General features: G+C 36.2%; 12 protein-coding genes, 2 rRNA genes and 1 other annotated feature. Of the genes, 13 read left to right on the top strand and 1 reads right to left on the bottom strand.

Going from position 1 to position 11,494, the window contains the following annotated elements:
• The 11 genes from T323_RS0113115 to rsmI form a co-directional block, all read left to right on the top strand.
• Positions 1 to 131, top strand: a 23S ribosomal RNA gene (locus tag T323_RS0113115); the annotation flags it as partial.
• Between the two features lie 97 nt (positions 132 to 228).
• Positions 229 to 344: ribosomal RNA gene (gene rrf / locus T323_RS0113110) — 5S ribosomal RNA — on the top strand.
• A gap of 433 nt (positions 345 to 777) precedes the next feature.
• Positions 778 to 981, top strand: coding sequence for a sigma factor G inhibitor Gin (locus T323_RS28425; protein WP_169737901.1), 204 nt, complete (start codon positions 778 to 780; stop codon positions 979 to 981).
• Between the two features lie 92 nt (positions 982 to 1,073).
• Positions 1,074 to 2,504, top strand: a complete 1,431-nt coding sequence (locus T323_RS0113105) for an aminotransferase class I/II-fold pyridoxal phosphate-dependent enzyme (RefSeq protein WP_035178633.1) — start codon at positions 1,074 to 1,076, stop codon at positions 2,502 to 2,504.
• 15 nt (positions 2,505 to 2,519) lie between these two features.
• Positions 2,520 to 3,152, top strand: a complete 633-nt coding sequence (gene tmk, locus T323_RS0113100) for a dTMP kinase (protein WP_026673702.1) — start codon at positions 2,520 to 2,522, stop codon at positions 3,150 to 3,152.
• A 44-nt stretch (positions 3,153 to 3,196) separates the two neighbouring features.
• Positions 3,197 to 3,526 (top strand): cyclic di-AMP receptor DarA, encoded by a 330-nt coding sequence (darA, locus tag T323_RS0113095; RefSeq protein WP_026673701.1) that lies wholly within the window; start codon positions 3,197 to 3,199, stop codon positions 3,524 to 3,526.
• A gap of 19 nt (positions 3,527 to 3,545) precedes the next feature.
• A complete protein-coding gene (gene holB / locus T323_RS0113090) occupies positions 3,546 to 4,532 on the top strand; it encodes a DNA polymerase III subunit delta' (RefSeq protein WP_026673700.1) in 987 nt (328 codons plus the stop codon).
• A gap of 4 nt (positions 4,533 to 4,536) precedes the next feature.
• Positions 4,537 to 5,364 (top strand): PSP1 domain-containing protein, encoded by an 828-nt coding sequence (locus tag T323_RS0113085; RefSeq protein ID WP_026673699.1) that lies wholly within the window; start codon positions 4,537 to 4,539, stop codon positions 5,362 to 5,364.
• 15 nt (positions 5,365 to 5,379) lie between these two features.
• Positions 5,380 to 5,733, top strand: coding sequence for a DNA replication initiation control protein YabA (yabA, locus tag T323_RS0113080; protein ID WP_026673698.1), 354 nt, complete (start codon positions 5,380 to 5,382; stop codon positions 5,731 to 5,733).
• A 53-nt stretch (positions 5,734 to 5,786) separates the two neighbouring features.
• Positions 5,787 to 6,533 (top strand): tRNA1(Val) (adenine(37)-N6)-methyltransferase, encoded by a 747-nt coding sequence (locus T323_RS0113075; RefSeq protein WP_035178631.1) that lies wholly within the window; start codon positions 5,787 to 5,789, stop codon positions 6,531 to 6,533.
• Positions 6,534 to 6,535: 2 nt separating this feature from the next.
• Positions 6,536 to 7,405 carry a 16S rRNA (cytidine(1402)-2'-O)-methyltransferase gene (gene rsmI, locus T323_RS0113070; protein WP_026673696.1) on the top strand — a complete coding sequence of 290 codons (870 nt, stop codon included), beginning with the start codon at positions 6,536 to 6,538 and terminating at the stop codon, positions 7,403 to 7,405.
• A gap of 41 nt (positions 7,406 to 7,446) precedes the next feature.
• Here the strand turns inward: rsmI and abrB are convergent, their stop codons facing one another.
• The gene (abrB, locus tag T323_RS0113065) at positions 7,447 to 7,734 is read right to left on the bottom strand and encodes a transition state genes transcriptional regulator AbrB (RefSeq protein ID WP_026673695.1); all 288 of its coding nucleotides are present in this window, start codon (positions 7,732 to 7,734) and stop codon (positions 7,447 to 7,449) included.
• Positions 7,735 to 8,164: 430 nt separating this feature from the next.
• Positions 8,165 to 8,398 (top strand) — a binding site (T-box leader).
• Between the two features lie 57 nt (positions 8,399 to 8,455).
• On the opposite strand from abrB, the gene metG reads away from it, so the two are divergent.
• Together metG and T323_RS0113055 are read left to right on the top strand one after the other, a co-directional pair.
• On the top strand, positions 8,456 to 10,447 hold the full coding sequence (gene metG / locus T323_RS0113060) for a methionine--tRNA ligase (RefSeq protein WP_026673694.1): 1,992 nt from the start codon (positions 8,456 to 8,458) through the stop codon (positions 10,445 to 10,447).
• 64 nt (positions 10,448 to 10,511) lie between these two features.
• A complete protein-coding gene (locus T323_RS0113055) occupies positions 10,512 to 11,279 on the top strand; it encodes a TatD family hydrolase (protein WP_026673693.1) in 768 nt (255 codons plus the stop codon).
• Positions 11,280 to 11,494 lie beyond the last annotated feature (215 nt).

Below are 11,494 nucleotides of genomic sequence, written 5' to 3'. Positions count from 1 at the left end.
CCCTCAAGATGAGATTTCCCATGGAGTTAATCCAGTAAGACCCCTTAGAGATGATGAGGTTGATAGGTCTCGGGTGGAAGCATGGCGACATGTGGAGCTGAGAGATACTAATCGGTCGAGGACTTATCCAAGAATAAAAAAGGCGAAGTCTTTTTGACATAATTCAATACACACACTATCTAGTTTTGAGGGAATCATTTAGATGAACTCAATTTTTTAAATATTAGGTTTAGTGACGATAGCGATGAGGTCACACCCGTTCCCATGCCGAACACGGAAGTTAAGCTCATCAGCGCCGATGGTAGTTGGGGGCTTCCCCCTGTGAGAGTAGGACGTTGCTAAGCCAATGGAAAACACATGATGTCAGTAGACGTCATGTGTTTTTTTCTATCGGACATCTATTCCGCTATTTTATAAAAAACAAGCCTTTTTCTAATCGTATCGGACATCTGTTCCGTTACTTCAGTAAAATGAGGGCGTTCCATGCCCGTTCAGGGGAAATAACGGAACAGACGTCCGATCGCATCCTGAAAACAGCCCTTTCTCGTAAAATAGCGGAACAAATGTCCGTTAGCCTCACCCTTCCTGTCAGCTCGCATCCGTGACACTAAGCCCCCACCTCAATCAAAGATAATATGAAACTTTTGTTATATAGACAGACACACTATCCATGATAAACACATATAGTTAAACAACATAGGAATTAAAATATGAAGTTAGTAAGTAAGTATAGATTTTCATATTTTCGGTAATGAATGAGTAGTGGAGGTGAAAAGTGTGAAACCATTAGCACAAACTACTTCATTAAGATTAGAAAAGTGTATCGTCTGTAATCAATCCCATCATAATGGTATTCATTTGTTTAGTCATTTTATTTGTTCTAGCTGTGAAAGAAGAATGGTAGAAGCCGAACCTCATGAGGAATACTATAAGTATTGTTTAGAAAAATTAAGGATTATTAAAATACCGAAGAGTGGATAAAAAGAACAAGACAACATGCTTGTTCTTTTTTTCTATCATCCAACTAGAAAAATCATTTATAATAGAAAGTAAACGAACAGAAAGGTATCATTATGGTAGAAATTCCTTTATATAATAGATTATTAACACATAGTCAACAAACGGTAGCATCTTTTCACGTACCTGGACATAAGAATGGGCATGTTTTTTTTGAAGAGGCGATAAAAAGCTATATGCCATTATTACAACTTGATGTAACAGAACTTTCGGGATTAGATGACCTTCATGATCCATCTAGTGTCATACAAGAAGCACAACGGTTATGTGCCTCTTTATACGGTGTAAAGCATTCCTATTTTTTAGTAAATGGCTCTACGGTTGGTAACTTAGCTATGATTTTAGCAGCTTGCGGTGAACATGATAACGTATTAGTACAAAGAAATAGTCATAAATCCATTTTTCATGGAATTCGCCTAGCGAAAGCAAATCCCATCTTTTTAACACCGATGTATGATGAACAGTTGAATATGGCGACTGGATTATCATTAGACATGGTAAAAGAAGCGATTGAAAAATACCCGTCAGCAAAAACGTTGATTATGACAAGTCCTAATTACTTTGGTGTTACTCTTGATGTTAGTGAGGTCATTTCGTACGCTCATGAAAAAGGGCTAATAGTACTTGTTGATGAAGCACATGGTGCCCACTTTCATTTAGGACAACCATTTCCGACATCGTGTGTTCAATGGGGAGCTGACGTTGTTGTACAATCCGCACATAAAACATTACCTGCTATGACGATGGGATCCTATCTACATATAAATAGTGAACGTATTAATCCAAATCGAATTCAAATGTATCTTTCGATGCTCCAGTCCAGTAGTCCATCGTATCCGATTATGGCATCGCTAGATTTAGCAAGGGCATATTGTGAAAGTGTAACAGCCGAAACAATAAATGAAATTTTTATGTCGATTATAGAATTTAAGACAGAACTTCAAACGATACCACAACTCGAAGTAATAGAATCGAACGCCACATACTTGCAAATGGACCCATTAAAAATTACAGTAGAAACGAGATGTGAAAAAAATGGTGTAATCTTACAACGGCGATTAGAGCAAGAAGGAATCTATACGGAATTGGCAAATGATTCTCAGCTTCTCTTTGTACTACCGTTAGCGCCTTTAAGAAATGGCAAAGAGATAGCGGCAAAAATAAAAAAAGTCGTTTCCCCTTATCAGGTAAACGAACAAAAGCAAATTAAAAAAATGAAATTAAATGAAACAAAAATAAGTAATCTTCATATTCCCTGGGAGCAATTAGAGGGATGGAAACAAAAAAGTGTATCTCTAGAAGAAGCAATAGGTAAAATTGCTGGAGAGGATGTCATTCCTTATCCTCCAGGCATACCTATATTATTAAAGGGCGAAATCATTACACATGAAATAGTCAATGAGATAAAGTATTTACAAAACGCTAATGCAACTTTTCAAGGCTTTTGTAATGAACAACGAGAACTTAAAATATATCGTGAACCGTAGAAACGAGGAGCAAGCATGAACAAAGGTATTTTTATTACGATTGAGGGCGGAGAAGGAGCAGGAAAAACAACTATATTAAAAAAAGTAGCTGACCAATTACAACACCAAGGGATTAAAACGATCGTAACACGAGAACCCGGTGGAATAAAAATTGCTGAAGCGATCCGCTCTGTTATTTTAGATAAGGCAAATACAGCAATGGATGCAAGAACAGAAGCATTGCTCTATGCCGCAGCAAGAAGACAGCACTTAGTTGAAAAAGTCATCCCAGCCATAAATGATGGTTACGTTGTTTTGTGTGACCGATTTATTGATAGTAGTTTAGCTTATCAAGGCGTAGCAAGGGGTATAGGAATACATGAGGTAAGGACCATTAATGAATTTGCCATTGAAGGATATATGCCTGACCTGACATTGTTTTTTGATATTGACCCTAGTGAAGGGCTTAAACGCATTTCAAAAGATTCGAATCGCGAAATCAATCGGCTGGATCTAGAAGCAAATGCATTTCATGAAAAAGTAAGAAAAGGATATGAACAAGTAGTCAATGAATATAGGGAACGAATTATTGTCATAGATGCAAATCAACCGGTGGACGTAGTTTTTAAAGAGGCGATGGCTGTGATTGAAAATCGAATCTTGCAATAAGCTTCAATTTGCATGATAATAGTGGACAATAAGGAGAGATGAAGATGAAGTTAATTATTGCTGTAGTTCAGGATAAAGACAGTAATCGTTTGTCAGAGGCACTAATTCATACAAATTTTCGTGCGACAAAATTAGCAAGTACAGGTGGTTTTCTAAAAGCAGGAAACAGTACTTTTTTAATTGGAACAGAAGATGAACATGTTGACGAAGTGTTAAAAATTATAAAAGAAAATTGTAAAAGTAGAGAACAATTGGTTGCACCTATTTCACCGATGGGTGGAAATGCAGATTCCTATGTACCTTATCCTGTAGAAGTTCAAGTTGGTGGAGCTACGGTCTTTGTTCTTCCAGTTGAGCAATTTGAACAATTTTAAGTAAGAAGAAGGTAGTATAATGAGCTGGAAAACACTCGAACAATCTCAAGAAAAAGTTGTAAAAATGTTAACGAATAGTATTCATAGAGACCGACTCGCCCATGCTTATATTTTTGAAGGTGCACGAGGAACAGGAAAAAAAGAAGTAGCTTTTCAATTAGCGAAAAGCTACTTTTGTAAAGAGCGGACAAGCGTGGAACCTTGTCAACGCTGTTCTGATTGCAAAAGAATAACAAGTAAAAACCACCCAGATGTCCATCTTATCTCTCCGGACGGCCAATCGATAAAAAAACAACAAGTGGAACATTTACAAAAAGAGTTTTCATATCGTGGTGTTGAATCTAAACAAAAAGTATATATCGTTGAACATGCTGAAAAGATGACAGCTAGTGCAGCCAATAGTTTACTAAAGTTTTTAGAAGAACCAAACTCTCCGACTATTGCCATTTTGCTTACGGAAAATATCCACCAAATTCTACGAACCGTCTTATCAAGAAGTCAAGTCTTAACATTTGCGCCTTTAAAGCGAGAGCAATATGTGGATCAACTTGTTGAAAGTGGAATGACGAGAGCAATGGCAGTTTGTTTAGGGACAATCACGACAAATATTTCCGAAGCTGAAAAATTTTCTCAAGATGACTGGATTGTACAAGCACGAAATGTAGTGTTACAATTAACGGAAGAGGTACATTCTCGACCTCAACATGTATTATTTACATTACAAGAAAAATGGCTGCCTCTTTTCCAAGGAAAAGACCAAGCGGACATAGGGTTAGAATTATTGCTCTTATGGTACAGAGATTTATTATATATACAAATGGACAACAAGGCTGAGTGCGTATTTGTTGACCAAGTAGAACGGCTTGAGCAACAGGCATTGTATTCGTCGCAAGATAAAATTCAAAGGCAAATGACGGCGATATTTGAAGCAAAGCGACATTTGCATGCTAATGTGAATCCACAACTTTTAATGGAAAAACTGTTGTTTAAGTTACAGGAGGGATAATACTTTGCATCACGTCGTAGGTGTTCGGTTTAAAAAAGCAGGGAAAATCTATTACTTTTCTCCTGGTGAACTTGAGTTACCAAAAGGCGAGTGGGTGATTGTCGAAACATCACGAGGGATTGAGTACGGTAAAGTCGTGATTGAGAAAAAAGAAGTTAGTGACCAAGATGTAGTCTTGCCATTAAAACAAGTCATTCGCATTGCTGAAACAAAGGATAAAGTAATAGTAGAAGAAAATAAACAGGCGGCAAAAGATGCCTTTGGGTTATGTATTGAAAAAATAAATGAACATAATCTTGATATGAAATTGGTCGATGTAGAATATACGTTTGACAGAAATAAAGTGTTGTTTTACTTTACAGCGGATGGTCGAATAGATTTCCGTGAATTAGTAAAAGATTTGGCTGCCATTTTTAGAACAAGGATTGAGCTCCGTCAAATTGGTGTTCGTGATGAAGCGAAAATGCTTGGTGGGATAGGCCCGTGTGGACGTATTTTATGTTGTTCATCTTTCCTAGGAGATTTTGAGCCGGTATCTATTAAAATGGCAAAGGACCAAAATTTATCATTAAATCCAGCAAAAATTTCAGGGCTGTGTGGCAGACTTATGTGCTGTTTAAAATATGAAAACGACCATTATGAATCAGCCAAACAAGCACTTCCCGATATTGGGAAAGAAATTGCAACACCAGATGGTCGTGGTCGTGTCGTTGGTTTGAATATACTCGAAAGTTTAGTTCAAGTTGATGTTTTTGAGCAAGAACGTGTATTGGAATATTCACTACAAGAGCTAATAGACAAAGGAGCAGTTCCGACGCAAACCACAGAATAATGAGGTGGGCTTATCGTGGGTAAACAAGAAATTTTTTCTCAAGTTAGTCATATTGAAGAAAGAATAGGTGCATTGCACAAGGATTTAAAAGAATTAAAGGAACAACTGGCATTTCTAATTGAAGAAAATCATCATTTAAAAATAGAAAATGATAATTTAAGAAAACGATTAGATGAGCCCGTTGAAACAAAAAAGACAAACGAAGTAGCAACGGAAGACAAAGACCGACAAAAGCTCATTTTTGGCGAAGGATATGATAACTTAGCGAGGCTGTACCAAGAAGGGTTTCATATTTGCAATACTCACTATGGAAGCATCCGCTCGGACGGAGATTGTCTATTTTGCCTTTCATTTCTTAATCAAAAATAAAACGGTCTTTCTTTATGAAAGACCGTATTTTTTATCCAAAAAGGAGAAAAAAGATGGAAAGAGTGGACTATCTTCCATATGGAAAGCTAAAAATAATTCAAAGTTCTCATGTTTTTTCATTTTCGATTGATGCCGTATTATTAGCGAGGTTTGTATCGGTTCCCATTCAAAAAGGAAAAATAATTGACTTATGTACGGGAAATGCAGTCATCCCGTTGTTGTTAAGTGAACGGTCAAAAGCAAGCATAGTAGGGGTAGAAATTCAAGAAACGTTGTATAACATGGCCATTCGAAGTGTTCACCTTAACAAACTCAAATCAAAAATTAATATCATTCATGCCGATATTAAGGAACTTTCACAGTACATAAAAGGTGGAGAGTTTGATGTAGTTACTTGTAATCCCCCTTACTTTGAAGTGAACAATGAAACCGACTATAATCAAAATAAACACTTAGCTATAGCAAGGCATGAGTTGTTTTGCACACTAGAAGATGTCATTTTGGAGTGTAGTCGACTCGTTAAACAAAAAGGAAAAGTCGCACTTGTTCACCGTCCTGAGAGACTAGGTGAAATTATCACATTAATGAAAATGTATCGGATTGAGCCGAAACGAATTCAATTTGTTCATCCTAGAAGTGATAAAGACGCAAATATCGTGTTAGTGGAAGGCATTAAAGATGGTCAAAAGGGGTTTAAATGTTTACCACCTATTTTTGTTTACGACGTTAACCAGCAATATACAGAGCAGTTTAAACAATGGTATGGGATTGAAATAAAGAGCGAAAGCGAAGGTGAATGACAATGTGGCAGCAACAAAGCTATAAAACGGATGGGTATGGGGGCGTTTTATATTTAGTTCCAACTCCAATTGGAAATTTAGAAGATATGACATTTCGAGCAATTCGAACATTGAAAGAAGTTGATCTTATTGCTGCGGAAGATACAAGGCAAACAATAAAATTACTAAATCATTTTGAAATTCAAACAAAACTAATTAGCTATCACGAGCATAATAAAGAAACGAGTGGTGAAAATATTATTTCTCAAATTAAAGAAGGAGCTAATGTAGCGCTTGTCAGTGATGCCGGAACGCCAGCCATATCAGATCCAGGATATGAGTTAGTTCGAGATTGCATTAAAGCAAACATTGCGGTTATTCCTTTACCAGGAGCAAATGCGGCGATAACCTCTTTTATTGCCTCAGGCTTTCCAACGAATCATTTTTTATATTATGGGTTTGTGGAACGGCAAAAAAAACACAAGCAAGCAGAACTTAATACATTAAAAGCCATTCCAGTTCCGATTATCTTTTATGAGGCTCCACATCGCCTGAAGGAAACATTACATATTATGAGGGATGTGTTTGGAAACCGAAATATTGTGATTTGTCGAGAATTAACAAAAAAATATGAAGAAATTATTCGCGGAACGATGGATGAAGTTATCCAATGGTGTGAAGTTGGAACGATTAAAGGAGAATTTTGTTTTATTGTTGAAGGAAATCTAGCAGAAGCCGAAGAAGAACAGGATTCCTGGTGGACAAATCTAACGATTGAACAACATGTCAATCATTATGTCTCTCTTCATATGGATACAAAAGAAGCAATTAAACAAGTGGCAAAGGAAAGAAATTTACCAAAACGCGAAGTGTATAGTGTTTTTCATACATAAAAAAAGGAAGACCATCGAAGAGGATGGCCTTCCTTTTATAATTATTTAGAGGCTTTTTCTACAAATGATTGAAGTTCATTAATAATTTCTTTTGCACCTTGTGGACTTAAAATAATTTTGCCTTGGGCAAGTGATAAGTTATCGTCTGATACCTCACCAGTGATTTGACATGTCATATTTGGTTTATATTTCTTTAAAATAATACGGTCGTTATCAACATAAATTTCTAAAGCATCTTTCTCGGCGATGTCAAGAGTACGACGTAACTCGATTGGAATAACAACGCGGCCTAACTCGTCAACTTTACGTACAATACCTGTAGATTTCATAATGTTTTCTCCTCCCAAAGATAAAACGCATTTTTTATTTGATGTTGCGTCAATTTTCGACAAATTTTTCTTACAAACTTAGAATACCAATGTTTCCAAAACAAGTCAATTTATTTTTTTTGCGATTTTGTTACAATTTCAAATATTTTTTTGAAAAAGGTTAGTAAATAAGCAAAATATACTGTAGTATAATCAAGTCCTTTCTAAGAATAATCCATGAACTAGGAAAACTTGTTAAAAGCTTACAAACTAATTACCCTGTTATACTGGAAATGAAACATGTTTTTTAAAGTATAATTCGACAAAATTCGCATAATACTTTTGTCGCAATGTCGAATTCATGTCGAGTATATCTCTTCCCTTGACACATATAGTGAGATTCGGTATATTTTTGGTAAAGATGTGGAATGATTGAAATAGTTTACATACACCAAATCCGATGACGGGATGAGTACATTAATTTCCTTATTTTCAGAGAACTGGGGTAGCTGAAAACCAGTATAAGGTGTTATTGGAACATGGTCCTTTGAGGAATTGCTTTCGAGTTGGGTTCAATAAGGGAGCAACGTGATCTAGCGTTAATAGAAGTCTTTGACTATAAGCTGTTATTTGTGAAAATAACAGAAAATAGGGTGGTACCGCGTGAGCTTCTCTCGTCCCTTGCTGGATGAGAGTTTTTTTTGTATGTATAAAAGTCAAAATTCAAGGAGGAATTGATGAAATGAGTAATAATAAGACGTTTTATTTAACAACCCCAATTTATTATCCAAGTGATAAACTGCATATTGGTCATGCCTACACAACGGTAGCAGGTGATGCTATGGCAAGGTATAAAAGATTACGTGGGTATGATGTTATGTATTTAACTGGCACTGATGAGCATGGTCAAAAAATTGAAAGGAAAGCAAAAGAGAAAGGGGTGACGCCCCAACAATTTGTCGATGAAATTGTCAGTGGTATTCAAAACCTTTGGAACAAACTTGATATTTCTTATGATGATTTTATACGAACAACAGAAGAAAGACATAAAAAAGTTGTCGAACAAATTTTTGAAAAGCTCGTTGAAAATGGAGATATTTATCTTGATGAGTATGAAGGATGGTATTCTGTCCCTGATGAAACGTATTATACAGAGCGTCAATTAGATAACCCTATTAAAGATGAGAGTGGTAAGGTTATCGGAGGACAAAGTCCAGATAGTGGCCACCCTGTTGAAAAAGTAAGAGAGCAGTCCTATTTCTTTAGAATGAGTAAATATGCAGACAGATTATTAGAGTATTACGAACAAAACCCACAATTCATTCAACCAGAGTCAAGGCGAAATGAAATGATTAACAACTTTATAAAACCTGGTCTAGAAGATTTAGCCGTGTCTAGAACCTCATTTGAGTGGGGAGTTAAAATACCTAGTAATCCTAAACATGTTGTTTATGTTTGGATCGATGCTTTATCTAACTATATTACAGCTTTAGGCTATGGAACCGAAAACGATGAGAAGTATAAAAAGTATTGGCCAGCTGACGTACATTTAGTAGGGAAGGAAATTGTTCGTTTCCATACGATTTATTGGCCAATTATGCTAATGGCTCTAGACTTACCTTTACCTAAAAAGGTCTTTGGTCATGGGTGGCTACTTATGAAAGATGGAAAAATGTCAAAGTCCAAAGGCAATGTTGTTGACCCTGTTCCATTAATTGATCGCTATGGATTAGACGCTCTTCGGTATTATTTACTACGAGAGGTTCCTTTTGGGTCAGATGGTGTATTTACACCAGAAGGATTTATTGAGCGCATCAATTATGATCTAGCAAATGACCTAGGAAATTTACTTAACCGAACAGTAGCGATGGTATTAAAATATTTTGATGGCCAGTTACCGTCATATCAAAAGGATGTTACACCTTTTGACAGTCAGCTCGTTGATATTGTACAATCCACGGTTACAAAAGTAGAAAATGCGATGGAAGACATGGAGTTCTCTGTTGCGCTAACAGCGATTTGGCAGCTTGTTAGCCGAACAAATAAATATATTGATGAAACACAACCATGGGTTCTAGCCAAAAGTGAGTCAGGTAAAGAACAACTCGGGTCAGTTATGTATCATTTAGCGGAATCACTGCGTCATATATCGATTATGATTCAGCCGTTTATGACAGAGGCTCCCGCAAAAATGTGGGAACAGCTCGGTTTAGATCCTGCTGCGCAAACATGGGATACGCTAAAAACATTTGGTTTCATTAAAGGTGGAACAACGGTGAAAAAAGGTGAACCCATCTTTCCTCGACTAGATGCGAAAGAAGAAATTGCATATATCGTTGATAAAATGGGTAGTACTGTTAAAACAGAAGAGAAAGTAAAGCAAGAAGCTGTGGAAGAAGTTGAGCAAATTCCAGAAATAACAATTGATGATTTTATGAGTGTCGATTTAAGGGTAGCTGAAGTCATTCATGCTGAACCGGTTAAAAAAGCTAATAAATTATTAAAAATTCAATTGGATTTAGGTTTTGAAAAAAGACAAGTCGTATCGGGTATTGCAAAATACTATAAGCCTGAGGACCTAATTGGTAAAAAAGTAATTTGTGTCACGAATTTAAAACCAATTAAATTACGTGGTGAATTGTCTCAAGGAATGATTTTAGCTGGTTCAAGTGGAGATGAATTAACATTAGCGACAGTTGAACAAAGTTTACCAAATGGAGCAAAGGTAAAGTAATAATGTAGAAAAAACGTGAGAGCGATTATGCTCTCACGTTTTCCTAACAGAAAGAGGGATTCCAATGTTATTTGATACACATGTACATTTAAATGCAGACCAATTTAAAGATGATATTGTCACTGTTATCGAACGTGCAAAGGATGCAGGCGTCCATAATATGGTTGTTGTTGGCTTTGATGAAATTACGATAAATCGGGCTTTAGAACTAGTTGAAAAATACGACTGGCTTTATGCTGCTGTCGGATGGCATCCCGTTGATGCGATAGATTTTAATGAACAATATTTAAATTGGCTTGAACAGTTATCTTCTCATCCTAAAGTTGTTGCTTTAGGGGAAATGGGCTTAGATTACTATTGGGATAAATCTCCTAAAGATGTGCAAAAAGAAGTGTTCCGAAAACAAATTCAGTTAGCCAAAAAAGTGAAATTGCCAATTATTATTCACAATCGCGAAGCTAGTGAAGATATTGTGACGATTCTTAAAGAAGAAAACGCACAAGAAGTTGGTGGTATTATGCATTGTTTTAGTGGGAGTTTAGAAACGGCGAAGCAATGTTTGCAGATGAATTTTCATATTTCCTTTGGAGGGCCTGTAACGTTCAAAAATGCAAAGAAGCCAAAAGAAATTGCCAAACAAATCCCACTCGATAAATTGCTAATTGAAACAGATTGTCCATATTTAGCGCCTCATCCGTATCGTGGTAAACGAAATGAACCTGCTTATGTAAAACTCGTAGCAGAACAAATTGCTGAATTAAGAGAAATGTCTGTAGAAGAGTTAGCGAAAATAACTACAGCAAATGCAAAAAAATTATTTGGCATTTCTTGATAGAGAATATTGTAAAATTTTAATAGAGCTTGTCTCATTTTCTTTTTATTCGAAATGGTTCTACATACTAGAGCCTATGCATAGATTGGACTTGTCGATAAGTTTTTGTTTCTTTTTTTTGAAACATTAGCGATAATAATAATCAAGCCAAAAAAACCAAAATCAATTGGCTTGACAAAGTGAGGTGAAGTGTTTATAATTCGTACCTTGAGGAG

The sequence above is a fragment of the Alkalihalobacillus bogoriensis ATCC BAA-922 genome, from assembly GCF_000621445.1.
GTDB classification, from domain to species: domain Bacteria; phylum Bacillota; class Bacilli; order Bacillales; family Bacillaceae_F; genus Bacillus_AO; species Bacillus_AO bogoriense.
The sequence above is the reverse complement of the archived record's forward strand: the minus strand, read 5'-3'. Positions and strand labels throughout refer to the sequence as shown.